This window comes from Pseudomonas sp. MAFF 730105, from assembly GCF_055380705.1.
Genome location: NZ_AP018438.1, coordinates 4,209,449 through 4,229,796, shown reverse-complemented (window position 1 = coordinate 4,229,796; position 20,348 = coordinate 4,209,449). Strand labels below are relative to the sequence as shown.

General features: G+C 61.3%; 17 protein-coding genes and 2 pseudogenes. 16 read left to right on the top strand and 3 right to left on the bottom strand.

Going from position 1 to position 20,348, the window contains the following annotated elements; genetic code table 11:
- Positions 1 to 98: 98 nt before the first annotated feature.
- Entirely contained in the window at positions 99 to 1,019 is a 921-nt protein-coding gene (locus PCOSP_RS17950; protein ID WP_041022148.1) for a MurR/RpiR family transcriptional regulator, read from the bottom strand.
- Between the two features lie 311 nt (positions 1,020 to 1,330).
- On the opposite strand from PCOSP_RS17950, the gene PCOSP_RS17945 reads away from it, so the two are divergent.
- The 13 genes and pseudogenes from PCOSP_RS17945 (at position 1,331) to PCOSP_RS17885 (ending at position 16,950) form a co-directional block, all read left to right on the top strand.
- Entirely contained in the window at positions 1,331 to 3,268 is a 1,938-nt protein-coding gene (locus PCOSP_RS17945; protein WP_464709197.1) for a bifunctional 5-dehydro-2-deoxygluconokinase/5-dehydro-2-deoxyphosphogluconate aldolase, read from the top strand.
- A 162-nt stretch (positions 3,269 to 3,430) separates the two neighbouring features.
- Positions 3,431 to 4,324, top strand: a complete 894-nt coding sequence (iolE, locus tag PCOSP_RS17940) for a myo-inosose-2 dehydratase (RefSeq protein ID WP_139648308.1) — start codon at positions 3,431 to 3,433, stop codon at positions 4,322 to 4,324.
- Positions 4,321 to 5,129, top strand: a pseudogene (gene iolB / locus PCOSP_RS17935) (5-deoxy-glucuronate isomerase). Before iolE ends, iolB begins: the two are co-directional and overlap by 4 nt.
- Positions 5,130 to 5,188: 59 nt before the next feature.
- Positions 5,189 to 6,010, top strand: a complete 822-nt coding sequence (locus PCOSP_RS17930; RefSeq protein ID WP_139648312.1) for a TIM barrel protein — start codon at positions 5,189 to 5,191, stop codon at positions 6,008 to 6,010.
- Between the two features lie 145 nt (positions 6,011 to 6,155).
- On the top strand, positions 6,156 to 8,087 hold the full coding sequence (gene iolD, locus PCOSP_RS17925; protein ID WP_464709196.1) for a 3D-(3,5/4)-trihydroxycyclohexane-1,2-dione acylhydrolase (decyclizing): 1,932 nt from the start codon (positions 6,156 to 6,158) through the stop codon (positions 8,085 to 8,087).
- Positions 8,088 to 8,117: 30 nt separating this feature from the next.
- Positions 8,118 to 9,128: a bifunctional inositol 2-dehydrogenase/D-chiro-inositol 1-dehydrogenase gene (gene iolG, locus PCOSP_RS17920; protein WP_175385677.1), complete on the top strand. Its 1,011-nt coding sequence runs from the start codon at positions 8,118 to 8,120 to the stop codon at positions 9,126 to 9,128.
- 136 nt (positions 9,129 to 9,264) lie between these two features.
- Positions 9,265 to 10,316 (top strand): annotated as a pseudogene (locus tag PCOSP_RS17915) (Gfo/Idh/MocA family protein).
- Between the two features lie 141 nt (positions 10,317 to 10,457).
- Positions 10,458 to 10,610, top strand: coding sequence for a hypothetical protein (locus PCOSP_RS17910; protein ID WP_162843601.1), 153 nt, complete (start codon positions 10,458 to 10,460; stop codon positions 10,608 to 10,610).
- Positions 10,611 to 10,663: 53 nt separating this feature from the next.
- Positions 10,664 to 11,590, top strand: coding sequence for a sugar ABC transporter substrate-binding protein (locus tag PCOSP_RS17905; protein WP_139648320.1), 927 nt, complete (start codon positions 10,664 to 10,666; stop codon positions 11,588 to 11,590).
- An 80-nt stretch (positions 11,591 to 11,670) separates the two neighbouring features.
- Positions 11,671 to 13,224 carry a sugar ABC transporter ATP-binding protein gene (locus tag PCOSP_RS17900; RefSeq protein WP_175364224.1) on the top strand — a complete coding sequence of 518 codons (1,554 nt, stop codon included), beginning with the start codon at positions 11,671 to 11,673 and terminating at the stop codon, positions 13,222 to 13,224.
- 164 nt (positions 13,225 to 13,388) lie between these two features.
- On the top strand, positions 13,389 to 14,411 hold the full coding sequence (locus PCOSP_RS17895; RefSeq protein WP_175364225.1) for an ABC transporter permease: 1,023 nt from the start codon (positions 13,389 to 13,391) through the stop codon (positions 14,409 to 14,411).
- A 326-nt stretch (positions 14,412 to 14,737) separates the two neighbouring features.
- Positions 14,738 to 15,142 (top strand): TraR/DksA family transcriptional regulator, encoded by a 405-nt coding sequence (locus PCOSP_RS17890; protein ID WP_024780047.1) that lies wholly within the window; start codon positions 14,738 to 14,740, stop codon positions 15,140 to 15,142.
- A 200-nt stretch (positions 15,143 to 15,342) separates the two neighbouring features.
- A complete protein-coding gene (locus PCOSP_RS17885) occupies positions 15,343 to 16,950 on the top strand; it encodes a methyl-accepting chemotaxis protein (protein ID WP_175385679.1) in 1,608 nt (535 codons plus the stop codon).
- Positions 16,951 to 17,148: 198 nt separating this feature from the next.
- Here the strand turns inward: PCOSP_RS17885 and PCOSP_RS17880 are convergent, their stop codons facing one another.
- Positions 17,149 to 17,385, bottom strand: a complete 237-nt coding sequence (locus tag PCOSP_RS17880; RefSeq protein ID WP_139648328.1) for a DUF2789 family protein — start codon at positions 17,383 to 17,385, stop codon at positions 17,149 to 17,151.
- Between the two features lie 81 nt (positions 17,386 to 17,466).
- Complete coding sequence (locus PCOSP_RS17875) at positions 17,467 to 17,715, bottom strand: hypothetical protein (protein ID WP_139648330.1); 249 nt, start codon at positions 17,713 to 17,715, stop codon at positions 17,467 to 17,469.
- Positions 17,716 to 18,122: 407 nt separating this feature from the next.
- Here PCOSP_RS17875 and PCOSP_RS17870 point away from each other — a divergent pair, with 407 nt between their 5' ends.
- The 3 genes from PCOSP_RS17870 (at position 18,123) to PCOSP_RS17860 (ending at position 20,289) form a co-directional block, all read left to right on the top strand.
- Entirely contained in the window at positions 18,123 to 18,593 is a 471-nt protein-coding gene (locus tag PCOSP_RS17870; protein WP_041022135.1) for a hypothetical protein, read from the top strand.
- Between the two features lie 124 nt (positions 18,594 to 18,717).
- Positions 18,718 to 19,728 (top strand): ABC transporter substrate-binding protein, encoded by a 1,011-nt coding sequence (locus PCOSP_RS17865; RefSeq protein ID WP_139648332.1) that lies wholly within the window; start codon positions 18,718 to 18,720, stop codon positions 19,726 to 19,728.
- A gap of 123 nt (positions 19,729 to 19,851) precedes the next feature.
- On the top strand, positions 19,852 to 20,289 hold the full coding sequence (locus PCOSP_RS17860; RefSeq protein ID WP_139648334.1) for a DUF3995 domain-containing protein: 438 nt from the start codon (positions 19,852 to 19,854) through the stop codon (positions 20,287 to 20,289).
- Positions 20,290 to 20,348: the final 59 nt, after the last annotated feature.

Below are 20,348 nucleotides of genomic sequence, written 5' to 3'. Positions count from 1 at the left end.
GCTCGCGATTGCGGTAAGTCAGTCGGCAACAATATTGACTGGTCTGCCACTATCGCGAGCGAGCTTTGCTCCCACAGGGATGGGTTGTAGGTCGAGCGTCAATCCTCGAACCCGACCTGTTCATGAATCTCATCGACCTTGAGTTCCAGCCGATAGGCCACGGCAATGAACAACGCCTGGCACAGGCACAAGGTGGCACTCAGCGAGCGGAAGGCGAAGGAGCTGCCTTCGTTCACCAGCAGCACGGTGTTGGCCCGTTTCGCCAGGGGCGACAGGTTGCTGTCGGTGATGATCAGCGTCTTGGCCTGGTGATGCTGGGCGATGCGCAAGCAGTGCTGGGTTTCCTTGCCATAGGGCGTGAAGCTGATGGCGATCACCAGGTCATTGGCCCGCACACTGCGCATCTGCTCGCGATAACTGCCCCCCAGGCCGGAAACCAGATGGATACGCTTGTTGGTGTGCTGAAGGTTATAGACCAGGTAATCGGCCACCGCGAAGGAGCGCCGCACACCCACCACATAGATGTTGTCGGCATTGACCACCAGGTCGACAGCCTTGTCGAACGCCTGGTCGTCCAGCTCCAGCCCCAGTCGCTCGATGCCCGACAGCGTGGCGTTGATGCATTCGCGTGCCAGGTCGCCGCCGCTGGCTTTCTGCGACTTGTTGGCGATCATGCTGCGAATACGCTGCTGGTAGTTCTGTACCGGTGTGGTCTTGTGGGTGTAGGCCTCGCGAAACAATGCCTGCATTTCGCTGAACCCGCTGAAGCCGAACCGTTGGGAGAAGCGCACGATGGCCGACGGGTGCACTTCGCACTCGCGGGCGATGTCGCTGATGCGATCCACCATGATCCGGTCGCTTTGCTGGCTCATGTAGCTGGCAATGCGTTTGAGCTGGCGCGGCAGGCTTTCATATTCATCGGTGATCAGTTGCAACAGACGCTCGGCATTGATCGGTGGGCTGGCGAGGGCGGCCTCGGACGCGCTCTCGGATGGCGCCGGCAGATCGGGGCGGGTCATAGATAATCCTTCTGGCTTGTTCTTATAGGGCCGTTCGCTGAAAGACCGGCCCTCGACAATAAGTTGGCTGTTCGCAGTCTACAGCGTAGGCGCAGGGAAAATCATGATGGGTAACGTCGCAATCCATGACTGAAACGATGCACTGCGTCTGATACAGCTGATTGGAAGTTTATTGGAAAAAATATTCCACATAAAATTTTTATAGAAAAATTATTGATTATTGGCCCTTGCTCGTTTTAGTCTGCATCCACCAAGAGCGTTGGCGCCGGTCCGGCAGCGAACGCAGGCTGATAAAAATAACAGGAGCCAGCATGGGCCAGACTCGTTTTGCCAGTGGGCGTCAATTGGATGTGATCTGCCTGGGACGCCTGGGCGTTGACCTGTACGCGCAGCAAGTCGGGGCGCGGCTGGAAGATGTGTCGAGCTTCGCCAAATACCTGGGTGGCTCGTCCGCCAACATCGCTTTCGGCACCGCTCGACTTGGGCTCAGGTCGGCGATGTTGAGCCGGGTGGGGGATGACCACATGGGCCGTTTCCTGGTGGAATCCCTGGCCCGCGAGGGCTGCGATGTCAGCGGCATCAAGGTTGACCCTGAGCGCCTGACCGCCCTGGTGCTGCTGGGTATCAAGGATCGGGAAACCTTTCCCCTGGTGTTCTACCGGGAAAACTGCGCCGACATGGCGCTGCGCGCCGAAGACATTGACGAGGCCTTCATCGCTTCGAGCAAGGCCCTCCTGATCACCGGCACTCATTTCTCCTCCGAAAGCGTCTACAACGCCAGCCTCCAGGCGCTGGATCATGCCGCCAAACACAACGTCAAACGCATACTGGACATCGACTATCGACCGGTGCTCTGGGGCCTGACGGGCAAGGCCGATGGGGAAACCCGTTTCGTCGCCGACCAGAAAGTCAGCCAGCATGTGCAAGGCATCCTGCCGCGCTTCGACCTGATCGTCGGCACCGAAGAAGAGTTCCTGATTGCCGGCGGCAGCGAAGATCTGCTGACGGCGCTGCGTACTGTCCGTTCGCTGACGGCGGCCACCCTGGTGGTCAAGCTCGGCCCGCAGGGTTGCACGGTGATTCACGGCGCCATCCCGGCTCGGCTCGAGGACGGTGCGATTTATCCGGGAGTCCGGGTCGAAGTCCTGAATGTACTGGGCGCCGGCGATGCCTTTATGTCGGGTTTCCTCGCCGGCTGGCTGGAGGACGCCAGCGATGAGCGCTGCTGCCAATTGGCCAACGCCTGCGGTGGTCTGGTGGTGTCGCGCCACGGCTGTGCGCCAGCGATGCCGACCCGGGCTGAACTCGACTATCTGTTCGACAGCCCGGTACCGATCACCCGGCCGGACCAGGACGTCGTGCTGCAACGGTTGCATCAGGTCAGCGTGCCGCGCAAGAACTGGAAACAACTGTTCATCTTTGCCTTTGACCATCGTTGGCAACTGGTGGAACTGGCGCAAAAGGGTGATCGAGACCTGAGTTGCATTGGGAAGCTCAAGCAACTGTTCGTCCAGGCGGTGGAACGGGTCGAAGCCGACCTGAAGCGCCAGGGCATCGAGGCCGATGTCGGCTTGCTGGCCGATCAACGCTTTGGCCAGGATTCATTGAACGCCGCCACCGGGCGCGGTTGGTGGGTCGCGCGGCCGGTGGAAGTGCAAGGCTCGCGGCCGCTGGCGTTCGAACACGGGCGTTCCATCGGCAGCAACCTGATCGCCTGGCCCAGCGAGCAAATCATCAAGTGCCTGGTGCAGTTCCACCCCGATGACGAACCGCTGCTGCGTTTGGAGCAGGAGGCGCAACTGATGGGGCTCTACAAGGCTTCCCAGGTCAGCGGCCATGAATTGCTGTTGGAGGTCATTCCACCGAAGGATCATCCCTCGCAGCATCCCGATGTGCTGTACCGCGCGCTCAAGCGCCTCTACAACCTGGGCATCTACCCGGCGTGGTGGAAGATCGAAGCGCAGACTGCGGACGAGTGGAAGCAGCTCGACGCACTGATCCAACAGCGCGATCCCTATTGCCGCGGGGTCGTGCTCCTGGGGCTCAACGCCCCGGCCGCGGCCTTGGCCGAGGGGTTTCGCCAGGCCAGCCAGAGCACCAGCTGCCGAGGATTCGCCGTGGGCCGCACGATTTTCCAAGAGCCGAGCCGGGCCTGGCTGGCGGGGGACATCGATGACGAAACCCTGATCCAGCAGGTGCAGGGCACGTTTGTGGAGTTGATCAAGGCGTGGCGTGCTGCCCGGAGCTGAATAATGTGAACACTGAACCTGATGTGGGAGCGAGCCTGCTCGCGATAGCGGACTAACTGTTGACCATCAGTCGTCTGAAAGACCGCTATCGCGAGCAGGCTCGCTCCCACAAGGTTCTGCGCAGCTTTCAATTGCTATGTAAAAACAATAAAAGGTGCAGCCATGCCCGCTATTCGAATTGGCATCAACCCGATTTCCTGGAGCAACGACGACTTGCCGTCCCTGGGCGGTGAGACGCCGTTGAGCACCGCGCTGAGCGAAGGCAAGGCCATCGGCTACGAGGGGTTCGAGCTCAACGGCAAGTTTCCCAAGGACGCCAAGGGCGTTGGCGATGTGCTGCGTCCCTACGACCTGGCACTGGTGTCCGGTTGGTACTCCAGTCGCCTGGCCCGGCGCTCGGCGGCCGAGGAAATCGACGCGATTGCCGCCCACGTCCAGTTGCTGGCGCAAAACGGCGCAACGGTGCTGGTTTATGGTGAAGTCGCCGACTCGATCCAGGGCCAGCGCATTCCCCTGATCGAGCGGCCGCGTTTCCACACCGACGCCGCCTGGCAGGCCTATGCCGACAAGCTGACCGAACTGGCCCGCTTCACCTTGTCCCAGGGCGTGCGCCTGGCGTATCACCACCACATGGGGGCCTACGTCGAATCGCCCTCGGACATCGACAAACTGATGGCCCTGACCGGCAGTGAGGTCGGCCTGCTGTTCGACTCGGGTCACTGCTATATGGGCGGTGGCGAGCCGCTACAGGTCTTGCGCAAGCACATCGAGCGGATCTGTCATGTGCACTTCAAGGATGTGCGCAAGCCGGTGGTGCAACTGGCGCGCAACCATCTCTGGAGCTTCCCGGATTGCATCGTCAACGGCACCTTCACCGTGCCGGGGGACGGCGACATTGATTTCGCCGCGTTGCTGGACGTCCTGCTGGCCGCCGATTATCAGGGCTGGTTGGTGGTGGAAGCCGAGCAGGATCCGGCCGTGGCGCCGAGTTATGCCTACGCCAAAAAGGGTTACGACACCTTGCGCGCCTTGCTGCAGGAAAGGAGTTCGTCATGAGTCTGTTGATCAAGAACCAGCCCGGTGGCCGGACCATGGTCCAACTGCCCCAGGGTGAGCTGGAATACGTCGGGTTCGCGGCCTACCGCCTGAGCCTCGGCGAGACCCTGCCGGTGGCCGCCGGCGACAAGGAGTTATGCCTGGTGCTGCTCAGCGGTCGCATCAGCCTCAAGGGCGAAGCGCCGGGGCAGGGCAGCTTCGCCTGGGACAACCTCGGCGATCGTCAGTCAGTGTTCGAGGATAAATCGCCCTATGCCGCCTACCTGCCACCCGGCAGCCAGGCCCAGGTGATCGCCCTGAGCGATGTTCAGGTCGCCGTCTGTGCCGCGCCGGGCTCTAGCCACAACGACTACGGCCCACGGCTGATCCGTCCCGATAGCATGAAGCGCAGCGTGCGCGGCAAGGGGCGAACACCCGGTATGTCTGCGACATCCTACCGGACAGCGAACCGGCCCATTCGTTACTGGTAGTGGAAGTGCGCACGCCGTCGGGTCACTCGTCGAGCTATCCACCCCACAAGCACGACACCGACGACCTGCCGCACCAGAGTTTCCTGGAGGAAACCTACTATCACCAGGTCAGCCCGTCCCAAGGCTTCGTGTTCCAACGGGTCTACACCGACGACCGCAGCATCGACCAGGCCATGGCCGTGGAGAACGGCGACCTGGTGGTGGTGCCCAAGGGCTACCACCCGGTCAGCGTGCCCTACGGGTACGAGTCGTATTACCTGAATGTCATGGCCGGTCCGAAGCGGGTCTGGCAGTTCCATAACGACCCACAGCACAGTTGGTTGCTGGATCTCTGAACACCGTTTGCTGCCCGATCACCCAAACCGTTTCGTATGGACACTGGAGGGATAACAAGATGAATAAGCCCCTGCGTTTTGCCTTGAACCGAATGGTCGCTCCGCGCCTGGCGTTGCCCGAATTCATCGATCTGGCCCTGGCCCTGAAAACCGATGCCATCGAGATCCGCAACGATCTCAAAGGCGTCGAGATCGAGAACGGCATGGCACCTGCTCGCGTGCGTGAATTGTGCGAGGAGCGGGGCATCAAGGTGTTGTCGATCAACGCCCTCTATCCCTTCGATGTATGGAACGAAGAGCGTCGCGCCCAGGCCGTGAGGTTGGCCGACTATGCACGCGAATGTGGCGCCGAGGGCCTGGTCATGTGCCCGCTCAATGAGCGTGCCGACCCACGCAGCGAGGCCGAGCGCGCGACGGGGCTGCGTACGGCGCTCAGCGAACTGGCGCCGATCCTGCGGGCCTTCGGCATCTACGGCTTCATCGAGCCCCTGGGGTTCGAGGAATGCTCGTTGCGCCGCAAGGGGACGGCGGTGGAAGCGATCAAGGCCATCGGCGGGCTGGATGTGTTTCGCCTGGTTCACGACACTTTTCACCACCATCTGGCGGGTGAGCAGGCGTTCTTCCCCGAGCTGACCGGGCTGGTGCACATCTCCGGCGTGGAAGATGCCCAGGCGCCGTTGGCGACGATCCGCGACGGCCACCGGGTGTTGGTAGGCAAGGCCGACATCCTCGGCAACGCCGCACAGATCGAGGCGCTGCGGGCCGGTGGCTATGAAGGTTACCTGTCCTTCGAACCGTTCGCCGAGAGCGTCCATGAACTGGCCGATATCCGCCAGGCGTTGGGGGCGAGCATGAGCCATCTGCAGAATTCCCAGGCCTGACACGCCTCTCAAAAATGATGAGCCCCCTTGTGGGTGCGAGCCTGCTCGCGAAAGCGATCTCACATTCGACAATGATGTTGTCTGATATACCGCTTCGCGAGCAGGCTCGCTCCCACAGGGATCGCATTCCAGACAAGGTGCAAGCATGTCCACAACACGACTGACCATGGCCCAGGCCCTGGTGAAATTCCTCGATAACCAGTACGTCGAGGTCGACGGCGTCCAGAGCAAGTTCGTCGCCGGAGTCTTTACCATTTTCGGCCACGGCAATGTGCTGGGCCTGGGCCAGGCGCTGGAACAGGACAGCGGCGACCTGGTGGTCCATCAGGGCCGCAATGAACAGGGCATGGCCCATGCCGCCATCGGTTTCGCCAAGCAGCACCTGCGCCGCAAGATCTATGCCTGTACCTCATCGGTCGGTCCCGGCGCGGCGAACATGTTGACGGCGGCGGCCACCGCGACGGCCAATCGCATTCCGCTACTGCTGTTGCCCGGCGATGTCTACGCCAGCCGTCAACCGGACCCGGTGCTGCAACAGATCGAGCAGTTCCACGACCTGAGCATCAGCACCAACGATGCGTTCAAGGCGGTGAGCAAATACTGGGACCGGATCAACCGTCCCGAGCAATTGATGAGCGCCGCGATCCACGCCATGCGCGTGCTCACCGATCCGGCTGAAACCGGCGCGGTGACCCTGGCGCTGCCTCAGGATGTGCAAGCCGAAGCCTATGACTACCCGGATTACTTCCTGGCCAAGCGTGTGCATCGCATCGACCGCCGTCCGGCCACCGCGGCGATGCTCGGCGATGCCTTGGCCCTGCTCAAGGGCAAGCGTCGGCCGCTGATCATCTGTGGCGGTGGGGTGAAGTACGCCGGCGCCAACGCCGCATTGCAAGCCTTTGCCGAACGCTTCGGCATTCCTTTTGCCGAGACCCAGGCCGGCAAGAGCGCAGTGATATCCAGTCATCCGCTGAACGTCGGCGGTGTTGGCGAAACCGGCTGCCTGGCGGCGAACCTGTTGGCCAAGGAAGCGGACCTGATCATCGGCATCGGTACCCGCTACAGCGATTTCACCACCGGCTCCAAATGGCTGTTCCAGCATCCGGATGTGCAATTCCTCAACCTCAATGTCAGCCCATGCGACGCGCTGAAACTCGACGGCGTGCAATTGCTGGCCGATGCTCGTGCGGGGCTGGAGGCGCTGTCCAGTGCCGTGGGGGATTACCGTGCCGAATGGGGCGGGCGGATCGCTGACGCCAAGGGGCAACTGGAGGCTGAGGTGGACCGGGTCTACCAGGCCGATTATCAGGCCGAGGGTTTCGTCCCGGAAATCGATGACGGCATGGATCCGGCGGTGTTTCGCGAGTTCATCGAACTCACCGGCTCCTGCCTGACCCAGAGTCGGGTGCTGGGCACGCTCAACGAAGCTTTGGCCGATGACGCGATCATTGTCGCCGCCGCCGGCAGCCTGCCCGGGGACTTGCAGCGCAGTTGGCGCAGCAAGGGCGTGAATACCTATCACCTCGAATACGGCTATTCCTGCATGGGGTACGAGGTGAATGCGGCGCTGGGGGTGAAACTCGCCGAGCCTGATAAAGAGGTGTACGCCCTGGTGGGTGACGGTTCCTACATGATGCTGCATTCGGAGCTGGCGACCTCGATTCAGGAGCGGCGCAAGATCAATGTGGTGCTGCTGGACAACATGACGTTCGGCTGCATCAACAATTTACAGATGGGGAACGGGATGGACAGCTTCGGCACCGAGTTCCGCTTCCGCAACCCCGACACCGGCAAGCTCGACGGCGGTTTCGTGCCGGTGGATTTCGCTATGAGTGCGGCGGCCTACGGCTGCAAGACCTACAAGGTGAAGACCCTCGACGAACTGCACGCGGCCCTGGCGGACGCACGGCTGCAAACGGTCTCGACCCTGATCGACATCAAGGTCCTGCCCAAGACCATGATCCACGGCTACCTGTCCTGGTGGCGGGTCGGTGTGGCGCAAGTCTCCACCAGCGCCCGGACCAACGCCGTCGCCAAGGCCCTCAATGAACGACTGGCCCAGGCCCGTCAGTACTGATTTGCCCCAACCCTACATAAGGAGTTCTACATGTCTTTGAAGCTGGGCGTCATCGGCACCGGGGCCATCGGCCAGGACCATATCCGTCGTTGCAGTCAGACCTTGCTCAACAGCCAGGTGGTGGCGGTGACCGACATCAACCTGGCCCAGGCGGCGAAAGTGGTGGCCGACCTGAACCTGACCGCCGAGGTCTATCCCGATGGACATGCATTGATCAAGGCGCCGGAAGTCGAGGCGATCCTCGTCACGTCCTGGGGGCCGAGTCATGAGGAGTTCGTGCTGGCGGCGATCGCCGCCGGAAAGCCGGTGTTCTGTGAAAAGCCCCTGGCTGTCACGGCAGAAGGCTGCCGCCGGATCGTCGAGGCCGAGGTGGCCCATGGCAAGCGATTGGTGCAGGTCGGTTTCATGCGCCCGTACGATGAGGGCTATCGGGCGCTCAAGGCGGTGATCGACAGCGGCCAGATCGGCGAACCCCTGATGCTGCATTGCGCCCACCGTAACCCCAGCGTGGGTGAAAACTACAAGACCGACATGGCGATCACCGACACCTTGATCCATGAGTTGGACGTGTTGCGTTGGCTGCTGGCCGACGACTACGTGTCGGTGCAAGTGGTCTTCCCCCGCAAGACCAGCAAGGCCCTGGCCCACCTGCGCGATCCCCAGATCGTCCTGCTGGAAACCGCCAGGGGCACGCGCATCGACGTGGAAGTGTTCGTCAACTGTCAGTACGGCTATGACATCCAATGCGAGGTGGTGGGGGAGACCGGCATCGCCAAGTTGCCGGAACCGTCCCAGGTACAGCTGCGCAGTGGCGCCAAGCTGTCCAATGCCATCCTGATGGACTGGAAGGATCGCTTCATCGCCGCCTATGACGTCGAGTTGCAGGCCTTTATCGACGGCGTCCGCGCCGGGCAGGTGGGCGGCCCTTCGGCGTGGGATGGTTTCGCGGCGGCGGTGGCGGCGGATGCCTGCATCGAGGCGCAGGGCAGTGGGCAGATCGTCAAGGTGGAGTTGCCCGAGCGTCCGCGTTTCTACGGTTGATCACTGTTTTAAATGTGGGAGCGAGCCTGCTCGCGATGGCGGTGTGTCAGGCGACATCAATGTGATTGACAGGCCGCCATCGCGAGCAGGCTCGCTCCCACAGGGCCGCATTTAAATTGTGGGACAAGGAGCTTTCATGCGAGTCGGACTGGTGGGCTACGGCAAGGGTGGACGATTCTTTCATGCGCCGCTGATCAGCAGTTTGCCGGGGGCGACGTTCGTGGGTGTGGTGACCCGGTCTCCCGAGCGCCGCCAGCAACTGGCGACCGAACATCCTGATGTCCAGGCTTTCGACACGCTGGAGCAACTGGTGGCGGCCGGTGTCGACGCGGTGGTGGTTTCCACGCCTCTGGACGGTCGTCCGGCGGTGGTGATGGAGGCCATCGAGCGGGGCGTGGCGGTGGTCAGCGACAAACCTTTCGCCCCTGATGCCGCGCAGGCCGAGGCGATGGTGCTGGCCGCCGAGCGACGCAACGTGCCGCTGTGCGTGTACCAGAACCGGCGCTGGGACTCGGACTTCCTGACCGTGCGCAAATTGTTGGCGTCCGGTGTCCTGGGACAGGTCCTGCGGTTCGAGTCCAGTGTCGAGCGTTATTCGCCGACGTCGGTGGGCAAGGGCAGCGGTGGCGGATTCCTGCGTGACCTGGGCAGTCATCTGGTGGACCAGGCGTTGCAGCTGTTCGGGCCAGTGGTGCGAATCTACGCCGAACTGGACTACCGGCGGCCAGGCCAGGTTTTCGACAATGGCTTCTTCATGTCCCTGACCCATGCCGACGGCGTGGTGTCGCACTTGAGTGGCAGTTGCCTGCAGAACGCGCCGCGTCCACGGTTCCGGGTCAGTGGTTCCGAGGGTTGTTATACCGTCGAGGGCCTGGACGGACAGGAGGCCCAGGCCCTGGCCGGTTTGAGCCCGGCCACAGAGGGCGAACGCTGGGGACCGAAGAACATCGACGCTGGGGCTGGTTCGAGCACGGCACCGAGCGTGAGCGGGTGACGTCGGAGCGGGGGTGCTGGATCGAGTTCTACCAGCGCCTGCAAACCGCATTGCAGGGAACTGGCCCGCTGCCAGTCCAGCCCTGTGATGCACTGGCGACCACCCGAATCCTGGACGCTGCCCGGCAGAGCGCGGAGCGCCATGAAGTGGTGGTGTTAGCCACGCCCATTGGTCATGGAATAAAAAACGAATAAAATTCTAAAATCTGTTGATATGGAAAATATTTTCTAATAAAGTCTTTTCCAGGTTACCGACATCCTGTTCCCGCTTGTGCAATGGCTTCTTAAACAAGCGGCGAACTCAACAAAAACAAGAAACACAGCCAGGTACCGTCGATGAAAACCTTCAGCCGCTCTGCGTTTCATCTGTCACATCTGCTGCGCTTGTCCGCAGTCCTTCCCCTGTTCGAATCCCTGTGCATCCAGCGCAACGGCGCCGTGGTGTGTTGCATGCCCGGTGCGCCCATCGTGCGTTTGCCCCGTTCCTGAGCTCCGACACGCCTTATCCATAAAACCAACAAGAATGTGGAGAAAGACCGTTCATGAAGACCAAGACCCGTATCGCCTCGTTGGCCCTGTCGTTGATGCTTGCCAGCGGCGCTGCCCTGGCGGACCTGAAGATTGGGGTCAGCATGTCGCAGTTCGACGACACCTGGCTGACTTACCTGCGTGAGTCCATGGACAAGAAAGCCAAGTCCATGCCGGACGGCGTCAGCCTGCAGTTCGAAGACGCACGCAGTGATGTGGTCAAGCAATTGAGCCAGGTGGAAAGTTTCATCAGCCAGAAAGTCGACGCCATCATCGTCAACCCGGTGGACACCGCTGCGACCCAGCGCATCACCAAGTCCGCCGTGGCCGCCGGTATTCCGCTGGTCTACGTCAACCGTCGTCCCGATGACCTGAAACTGCCGGCGGGCGTGGTGACTGTTGCCTCGGACGACCTGGAAGCCGGCCGGATGCAGATGCAATACCTGGCGGACAAAATGGGGGGCAAGGGCGATATCGTGATCCTGCTGGGCGACCTGGCCAACAACTCCACCACCAACCGCACCAAGGGCGTCAAGGAAGTGCTCGCCAAGTACCCGAACATCAAGATCGAACAGGAACAGACCGGCACCTGGTCCAGGGACAAGGGCATGACCCTGGTCAACGACTGGCTGACCCAGGGGCGTGAGTTCAACGCCGTGGTGGCGAACAACGACGAGATGGCCATCGGCGCGTCCATGGCGCTCAAGGGCGCCGGCAAGGAGAAGGGCAGCGTTCTGATAGCCGGGGTCGACGGCACGCCGGATGGCTTGAACGCCGTGAAGAAGGGCGACATGGCGGTCTCGGTGTTCCAGGATGCCAAGGGCCAGGCCGACGGTTCGATCGACACGGCGGTGAAAATGATCAAGAAACAGCCGGTGGAGCAGGCCGTGTGGGTGCCGTATCGCCTGATCACGCCGGAAAACGTCGACCAGTTCAAGTAACGTTCCACGCACCACTGGTTCGACCACAACAATAAGCAGGCAAGGACGCCACGCCGACCTTGCCGAGGGAGTACCTGACCATGTTTGCCTCAGCGATAGCTTCGAGCGCCCCGGCAATGACTGTCCAGCCGGGCGTATTACCTGACGAACCGTATCTGCTGGAAGTCGTCAATGTCAGCAAGGGATTTCCCGGCGTGGTGGCCTTGTCCGACGTGCAGTTGCGGGTACGTCCCGGCTCCGTCCTGGCCCTGATGGGCGAAAACGGCGCGGGTAAATCCACCCTGATGAAGATCATTGCCGGCATCTACCAGCCGGACGCCGGTGAACTGCGCCTGCGGGGCAGACCGGTCACCTTCGACACGCCCCTGGCGGCGCTGCAGGCCGGCATTGCGATGATCCACCAGGAACTGAACCTGATGCCCCACATGAGCATCGCCGAAAACATCTGGATCGGCCGCGAGCAGCTCAATGGCTTGCACATGATCGACCACGGGGAGATGCACCGTTGCACCGCCAGGTTGCTGGAACGCCTGCGGATCAACCTCGACCCCGAGGATCTGGTGGGCAACCTGAGTATTGCCGAGCGGCAAATGGTGGAAATCGCCAAGGCGGTGTCCTATGACTCCGACATCCTGATCATGGACGAACCGACCTCGGCCATCACCGAAACGGAAGTCGCCCACCTGTTCTCGATCATTGCCGACCTCAAGGCCCAAGGTAAGGGCATCATTTACATCACCCATAAAATGAACGAAGTGTTTGCTATCGCCGATGAAGTGGCGGTGTTTCGCGACGGCCGCTACATCGGCCTGCAACGGGCCGACAGCATGGACGGCGACAGTCTGATCTCGATGATGGTCGGACGGGAATTGAGCCAGCTGTTTCCGGAGCGGGACAAACCCATCGGCGACTTGGTGCTGTCGGTGCGCGACCTGAGCCTGGATGGCATTTTCAAGGGGGTCTCCTTCGACCTCCACGCCGGGGAGGTCCTCGGCATCGCCGGGCTCATGGGCTCGGGACGGACCAACGTGGCCGAGGCGATCTTCGGTGTCACGCCCAGTACCGGCGGCGAGATCTTGCTGGACGGCCAACCGGTGCGTATCACCGACCCGCACATGGCCATCGAGAAGGGCTTCGCCTTGTTGACCGAGGATCGCAAGCTCAGTGGGCTGTTCCCGTGCCTGTCGGTGCTGGAAAACATGGAAATGGCCGTGCTGCCCCATTACGTCGGCAACGGGTTCATCCAGCAGAAAGCCTTGCGCGCCTTGTGCGAAGACATGTGCAAGAAGCTGCGGGTCAAGACCCCGTCCCTGGAGCAGTGCATCGATACCCTGTCCGGCGGTAATCAACAGAAGGCGCTACTGGCCCGCTGGCTGATGACCAACCCGCGGATCCTGATCCTCGACGAACCGACCCGTGGCATCGACGTTGGCGCGAAGGCCGAGATCTACCGGCTCATTGCCTACCTCGCCGGCGAGGGCATGGCAGTCATCATGATTTCCTCCGAACTGCCGGAAGTGCTGGGCATGAGCGACCGGGTCCTGGTGATGCACGAAGGTGACCTGATGGGCACCCTCGACCGGAGCGAAGCGACCCAGGAGCGGGTCATGCAACTGGCCTCGGGGCTGTCCTGAGGCGTGCTGGTAGAGACGCGATATCGAGCAATATTTCCGTGGCGAGGGAGCTTGCTCCCGCTGGGCCGGGCTGGCCCTCCAGCACGAAGCGGCCCTGTTCAAGAGCAATGGCGGCGCCCAGCGGGAACGAGCGCCTTCGTCGAAGAATAAAAAGGTGGATGGCTATGAACGCAATACTGGAAAACAAACCCACGGCCGCTCCGGCCAGGACGCGCCGGCGGTTGCCGACGGAACTGAGTATCTTCCTGGTACTGATCGGCATTGGCCTGGTGTTCGAGCTGTTCGGCTGGATCATGCGCGACCAGAGCTTCCTGATGAACTCCCAGCGCCTGGTCCTGATGATCCTGCAGGTGTCGATCATCGGCCTGCTGGCCATCGGCGTGACCCAGGTGATCATCACCACCGGTATCGACCTGTCGTCCGGTTCCGTGCTGGCGCTGTCGGCGATGATTGCTGCCAGCCTGGCCCAGACCTCGGACTTCGCCCGAGCGGTGTTCCCGTCGCTGACTGACTTGCCGGTCTGGATCCCGGTGGTGGCCGGGCTGGGCGTGGGACTGCTGGCCGGGGCGATCAACGGCAGTATCATCGCCATCACCGGCATTCCGCCCTTTATCGCGACGCTCGGCATGATGGTGTCGGCCCGGGGCCTGGCGCGTTACTACACCGAAGGTCAGCCGGTGAGCATGTTGTCGGATTCCTACACCGCCATCGGGCATGGCGCCATGCCGGTGATCATCTTCCTGGTGGTGGCGGTGATTTTCCATATCGCCCTGCGCTACACCAAGTACGGCAAATACACCTATGCCATCGGCGGCAACATGCAGGCGGCGCGTACCTCGGGGATCAACGTCAAGCGGCATCTGGTCATTGTCTACAGCATCGCCGGGCTGCTGGCCGGCCTCGCCGGAGTGGTGGCCTCGGCGCGGGCCGCGACCGGACAGGCCGGCATGGGCATGTCCTATGAGCTGGATGCGATTGCCGCAGCCGTGATCGGCGGCACCAGCCTGGCCGGTGGTGTAGGGCGCATCACCGGGACGGTGATCGGGGCGCTGATTCTTGGCGTCATGGCCAGCGGCTTCACCTTCGTGGGTGTCGATGCCTACATCCAGGACATCATCAAGGGGCTGATCATTGTGGTCGCGGTGGTCATCGACCAGTACCGCAACAAGCGCAAACTCAAGCGTTAACGATTGCCCTGTTGCGACAAAGCGCCACGCCTGACCCGCGTGGCGTTGCCATTTGTCTTCTTAATACAGCCATTACACCGAATTTCTTGTTATAAACGCACTCCGATGACCGCCAGAAGCCTGTCAGAGAACATTTGAAGGGGTTGTCGGACATTTTCCCATGTTTTCGGTTGCTGAGGCCTCGACTCGGCCTTAGACTGCCGCCCCTCGTAAATTGAGTGCCGGGTGGCGCTTGGAATAGACGGCGCCTTCCTGACGAGCGTGGCAGCTGCGCTGCGGGACGCTCCATAATTCGCCTTAATGCACGTTTTTTTATAGAGATATCAATGACAAAGGAAAAGTTGCTGGCCATGCCGGCGGATGACTACATGAACGCCGAGCAGCTGGCTTTCTTCACCAAGCTGTTGCAGAACATGAAAGTCGAAACCCACGAGCGCATCGAACAGAACCGAATCGCCATTGAAAGCCTGGATTCCCCGGCTGACCCGGCCGACGCTGCTTCCGTAGAAGAAGAGCGTACCTGGCTGGTCAACGCCATCGATCGTGACCAGCGCATGCTGCCCCAGCTGGAGCAGGCCCTGGACCGTATCAACGACGAAAGCTTCGGCTGGTGCGACGACAGCGGCGAGCCGATCGGCCTCAAGCGCCTGCTGATCAGCCCGACCACCAAGTACTGCATCGAAGCTCAGGAACGTCACGAGCAGATCGACAAGCACCAGCGCCAGGCCTGATCCTCGACCTGCCATTCGCGATACCGAAGGCTGCATAGACCTTGGGCGAGGGAGCTTGCTCCCGCCAAGTTGCGTAGCGGCCTTCGAAAAATCTCTACACCTGCGTTGATCTGCTGCAAGAACGCGACTAATGGACCATGGATAATGGCTCGGTAGTGGCGTTTAATGCTGACATAACAACGAGAAGTGTGGTGACGAACATGGCGACAGACGGATCTCTGGCGGCGGTGCCTGCCTCGGTATCTGCTACAAAAAGCACGGCGCGCTGGCTGACGCCGACCTTGCAGAGTCTTGCCCTGACCTTGCTGCTGTGCGGCATTGTGCTGGGAGGCTGGTCGCTGTACTTGGGCCTGCCCCTGGCGATGCTGATCGTCTGGTTGCCGCGCCTGCGCTCGCGTCTGGTTACAGCACCGCAATCCTCGCCTGGCTCTGGCTCATTGGCCGAGCTGACCCGTGACCTGTCCTACACCACCAGTCATAACGCGTTGTCGGCCGCCGGTGTCGCCTATTCGGTCAGGCAACTGGCCGGCAAGGTCCAGTCGCAACTCGATGCGGCGGCGCAGATTGTCAGCAATGCCGAAGCGATGATCGTCACCGAACAGGCCACCTCTCAACTCAGCCAGCAAGCCCTGGGGGCTGCCAGCGAAGCCCATCGCAGCAGCGTTGCCGGGCGCAGCGAACTGGTGGAGTCCATCAGCCGCATGCACCAGCTCAGCCAGCGGGCAAACGACAGCCGCGAGCTGATCGAAGCGTTGAGCGTGCGCAGCGACGAGATCCAGCGGGTCAGCCTGGTGATTCAGTCGATCGCCAGCCAGACCAACCTGCTGGCGTTGAACGCGGCCATCGAAGCGGCGCGGGCCGGCGAGCATGGCCGTGGGTTCGCGGTGGTGGCCGATGAAGTCCGTGGCCTGGCGGGGCGCACGGCGGCGGCGACCGGCGAGGTCGGGGTCATGGTGGCGGACATCCAGCAGCGCACCGCCCAGGTGGTCGAGCAGATCCGCCAGTTGGCCGCCGATCTGGACAGCGGTGTGCAGCAGGTCGAGCACACGGGCCAGCATCTGGAGAACATTGCCCGGCTCGCGGCTGGTGTCGAAACCCAGGTCAGCGCCATCGCCCAGGGCACCGACACCAACCGCGAGCAACTCGACAGCCTGTTCCACGCCATCGAGCAGATGCGCAGCGACCTGTCCATCAGCGACCAGCAGACTCAACGTCTGGCCGAGGCGGCCGTGCAGATGGAAGGCCAGGCTGAAACCATCAGCGAGCGCCTGGCCGAGGTGGGTCTCGACGATTATCACCAGCGGGTCTACGACCTGGCGCGTGAAGGCGCGAGTCAGATCGCCGCGCAATTCGAGGCGGATATCGATCAGGGGCGTATCAGTCTGGAGGATCTGTTCGATCGTAACTACCAGGCCATCCCCAATACCCATCCCGCCAAGTTCCAGACCCGTTTCGACCGTTATACCGATCAGGTCCTGCCGGCCATCCAGGAACCTTTGCTCGCCCGGCACGAAGGCCTGGTGTTTGCGATTGCCTGCACCCAGCAGGGGTATGTGCCGACCCACAACAAAGTCTTCAGCCAGCCGTTGACCGGCGACCCCGCCGTTGACACGCTGAACAACCGTACCAAGCGCAAGTTTTCCGATCGGACCGGGATTCGATGCGGCAGTCACCAGCAGCCGGTGCTGTTGCAGACCTACACCCGCGACACGGGCGAGCTGATGCATGACCTGTCCGTGCCCATCATGCTCAAGGGCCGCCACTGGGGTGGGTTGCGGTTGGGCTATAAACCCGAGAAGCCGCGCTAGGCTTTCATTTGGATAGGCCAGGCCCACCGCTGATCGCGAGCAGGCTCGCTCCCACAGGGGATTTGTGGTGTTCGCGGATCTTGCGGCCACCGAAGGCCACTGTGGGAGCGAGCCTGCTCGCGATAGCGGTGGACCAGCTTGCATCGATACCGGGAAGTGCCACCGCCATCGCGAGCAAGCCCGGATGCTGTCGAGCCGCTATTTACCGTCGTGCAGGCGCACGTTCAGTTGATCCACCAACACCGCTTCTTCGCCATCGGCGAGCAGCCATTCCCGTAGCAGGTCCTTCTGCTGATCCGACCAGAAGTCGGCTTCCACCAGTTTTGTTTCCGGGTCCAGGGGGTGTGCCACGATGAAGTTGTCGATGGCTTTGTCATCCGAGGGCAGGCCCAGTTGGTCGAACAGGGTCTTGAGTTCGTGGGAGGGTTGTTCCATGGGGTTCTCCTTTGGGCATGCGCCGTCATGGCGCTTCGGTTGCGTCCCTTTATCTGAGGCAGGCGCGCGTCAGGAGTTCGATTATTGCTGTGTTCCGGCACTTCGCTCGAGATACCTGGCCAGGTAGCAGGCTTCGTTATGATCAGTGCGGAAACCTCTTACACGTCCAGTGGATGTTTCTTCAATATGGAAAAAACACTTACCGGCCAGGACGACCCGATAACGCGGTTGAATCAGCGAGAGCGGCAGGTAGTCGACGCCGTCAAAGGCGTCATGGGTGTTGACGATGCGAGGGGTGATGGGGTGGATCAAGGTTGTGAAAGTGCCCATGTGAATTCCTTTTCTATGGTTTACCGACGAATTGCCAAGTATTTCAAGTAGTCTCCGCACCTCCGGCTGCTCTAGAATCGATAGCGCTGTATGGACGGTTGCGCCTATCTAAAGCAATTTTTTTTAGGCTCGATGTCAGAAAAATGCTTTTTTAAGTGAGAATTTTCCCTAAAGTTAGTAGTCCCACCTTTTCCGATGCTCAGAGTGGCTATTTCCTTCAGCTTCTGACGACCTCCCGGGAAAGACGGCGAGAGTGGCAATCCTTTAGTCTTCTCTCGCCCCGGGACAGGGTGCGCCGTTCACTTCGAATTTCAGTTACAGGTCCATTGCGACAATACAGTCGGCACGGGTTCTCGTGGTCCGTCCTTTCTGCGGAACGGGCCGTTTTCAAAGATGGGGATGTTTCCTTGGCAGTAAGTAATCTCGACACGCATGCGTTATTTGTACTGGGTGACCTTCGGGCAAAACTGGTCAAACTGTTTCAGTCACGTTTCGTCTACATCACCGAGCAGACCGCCGAAGGTATCTACGTCGCCGAAATCGACACCGAATCGGCTCTCGTGGTCGATGACAAGCCCAGGCTCGAACTCAAGGTGGGTGATCATTTTCGCGCGGCGGTCTTGCCAAGTCGCGAGGGGGGCAAGTTTGAGATCAGGTTTCGCGAAATCAAACTGACGGTCTATGGCCTTGGAGAGTACGCGTTCGTAACGACCCCGGGCGGCCAGGCCATCCTGTTCAAGGAAGGCCACAGCGTGGTGACCGTGTATGCGGCGAACGAACAGCTGCAAGAAGGTTTGACCAAGACCTTGAAGGCGGTCACCGCCAAAGCCGCGAAGTGGCGCAAGGGCGAACTGGTGACGTTCAAGGCCAGCGAGTGATACCCAGGGGCGGCGACCGTTTTGCTGGAACCTCGGCTACAGTCAGTTGACTGAGTTATTCGGGGGCTTGCGTTCGATTACGCAGGACCGTTCAGCTCTTGCTGCCTGGTATGAGGGACATTGCATGAAACGAGTTCGACAGTGGCTGGCTGCCTGGGCCACCTGCGCTGTGTTGGCTTCGTCATTTCCGGCATCGGCTGCTTCGGCACCGATCCACTTCGCTGATCTGAACTGGGAAAGCGGCAGCCTGATTACCGATATCCTGCGGATCATCGTCGAAAAAGGCTACGGCTTGAAAACCGACACCTTGCCGGGCACCACCATCACCCTGGAAACCGCGCTGGCCAATAACGACATTCAGGTCATCGGCGAAGAGTGGGCCGGTCGCAGTCCGGTATGGGTCAAGGCTGAAGCCGAGGGCAAGGTGATCGCCCTGGGCGATACGGTCAAGGGTGCGACGGAAGGCTGGTGGGTGCCGGAATACGTGATCAAGGGCGATCCCGCCAAGGGGATCAAGCCCCTCGCGCCGGACCTGCGCAGCGTCAGCGACCTGGCGCGCTACAAGCAGGTGTTCAAGGACCCGGAAAGTCCCGACAAGGGGCGCTTCCTCAACAGCCCCATCGGCTGGACGTCCGAGGTGGTCAACAAGCAGAAGCTCAAGGCGTATGGCCTGACCGACAGCTACGTGAATTTCCGCAGTGGTTCCGGGGCGGCGCTGGACGCGGAAATCACCTCGTCGATTCGCCGGGGCAAACCGATCCTGTTCTACTACTGGTCGCCCACGCCGTTGCTCGGGCGATTCAAGCTGGTGCAACTGCAAGAGCCGCCCTTCGATGCCGAGGCCTGGAAAACCCTGACCGACGCCGACAATCCCAACCCCCGGCCGACCCGTTCCCTGGCGTCGAAACTGTCGATTGGCGTCTCGGCGCCGTTCCAGAAACAGTATCCGGAGATTGCCGAATTCTTCAGCAAGGTCGACCTGCCCATCGAGCCCCTGAACAAGGCCCTGGCCGAGATGAGCGAAAAGCGCACGCCGCCCCGCGAAGCTGCCGAGGCCTTTCTCAAGGCCCATCCCCAGGTGTGGCAGGCCTGGCTGCCCAGTGAAGTGGCGGACAAGGTGTCTGCTGGCCTCTAGGCGGCTTGAACAATTGATCCCGAGCAATGTGTCATCCGCTGGAAACGGGCAATCTGCGCCCGTCCTGCGAAATGCCAAATTCGAGCTAGGATGAGTGTTCAACCTTTTCCAGGAGGCTGGCGAATGACGCTTTTATTGGCACGGACGCTGGTCGCGGTGTTGGCGGCCATCAGTTTGATTCATGTGTACTGGGCCCTGGGTGGACGCTGGGCAGCCGAGGCGGTAGTGCCGCAGGTTCCGGTCGAGCAGGGGCAGGTGCTGCGCCCGGCATTTGACCCTTCGGGCTGGCTGACCCTGTTGGTGGCCCTGGCGCTGCTGTTCATCGCCTTGCTGGTGTGTCTGCGGGGCGGCCTGTTGGCGCCGCCGGTCACCCATCGGGCGCTGCAGTGGTTGATCAGTGCGATTGCCTTGCTGATGTTTGCCCGGGCCATTGGCGAGTCGAACCTGGTGGGCTTCTTCAAGGAGTTCAAGGAGTCGACCTTCGCCCGGCTCGACACCTGGGTCTATTCGCCATTGTGCGTCGTACTGGGCGCCGGCTTGCTGGCGGTGGCCTGGGCCTGAAACACAACATCACCGTTGTGCCCAGGAGATTTTGTGGGAGCAAGCTTTGCTCCCACAGG

What these genes read in the sequence shown, in the direction of transcription:
- PCOSP_RS17890 (WP_024780047.1), top strand. Translation starts at nt 14,738, where the DNA reads ATGACAAAGGAAAAGTTGCTGGCCATGCCGGCGGATGACTACATGAAC.
- iolE (WP_139648308.1), top strand. Translation starts at nt 3,431, where the DNA reads ATGCCCGCTATTCGAATTGGCATCAACCCGATTTCCTGGAGCAACGAC.
- PCOSP_RS17885 (WP_175385679.1), top strand. Translation starts at nt 15,343, where the DNA reads ATGGCGACAGACGGATCTCTGGCGGCGGTGCCTGCCTCGGTATCTGCT.
- PCOSP_RS17865 (WP_139648332.1), top strand. Translation starts at nt 18,718, where the DNA reads ATGAAACGAGTTCGACAGTGGCTGGCTGCCTGGGCCACCTGCGCTGTG.
- PCOSP_RS17945 (WP_464709197.1), top strand. Translation starts at nt 1,331, where the DNA reads ATGGGCCAGACTCGTTTTGCCAGTGGGCGTCAATTGGATGTGATCTGC.
- PCOSP_RS17860 (WP_139648334.1), top strand. Translation starts at nt 19,852, where the DNA reads ATGACGCTTTTATTGGCACGGACGCTGGTCGCGGTGTTGGCGGCCATC.
- PCOSP_RS17900 (WP_175364224.1), top strand. Translation starts at nt 11,671, where the DNA reads ATGTTTGCCTCAGCGATAGCTTCGAGCGCCCCGGCAATGACTGTCCAG.
- PCOSP_RS17895 (WP_175364225.1), top strand. Translation starts at nt 13,389, where the DNA reads ATGAACGCAATACTGGAAAACAAACCCACGGCCGCTCCGGCCAGGACG.
- PCOSP_RS17905 (WP_139648320.1), top strand. Translation starts at nt 10,664, where the DNA reads ATGAAGACCAAGACCCGTATCGCCTCGTTGGCCCTGTCGTTGATGCTT.
- PCOSP_RS17880 (WP_139648328.1), bottom strand. Translation starts at nt 17,385, where the DNA reads ATGGAACAACCCTCCCACGAACTCAAGACCCTGTTCGACCAACTGGGC.
- iolG (WP_175385677.1), top strand. Translation starts at nt 8,118, where the DNA reads ATGTCTTTGAAGCTGGGCGTCATCGGCACCGGGGCCATCGGCCAGGAC.
- PCOSP_RS17875 (WP_139648330.1), bottom strand. Translation starts at nt 17,715, where the DNA reads ATGGGCACTTTCACAACCTTGATCCACCCCATCACCCCTCGCATCGTC.
- iolD (WP_464709196.1), top strand. Translation starts at nt 6,156, where the DNA reads ATGTCCACAACACGACTGACCATGGCCCAGGCCCTGGTGAAATTCCTC.
- PCOSP_RS17910 (WP_162843601.1), top strand. Translation starts at nt 10,458, where the DNA reads ATGAAAACCTTCAGCCGCTCTGCGTTTCATCTGTCACATCTGCTGCGC.
- PCOSP_RS17930 (WP_139648312.1), top strand. Translation starts at nt 5,189, where the DNA reads ATGAATAAGCCCCTGCGTTTTGCCTTGAACCGAATGGTCGCTCCGCGC.
- PCOSP_RS17950 (WP_041022148.1), bottom strand. Translation starts at nt 1,019, where the DNA reads ATGACCCGCCCCGATCTGCCGGCGCCATCCGAGAGCGCGTCCGAGGCC.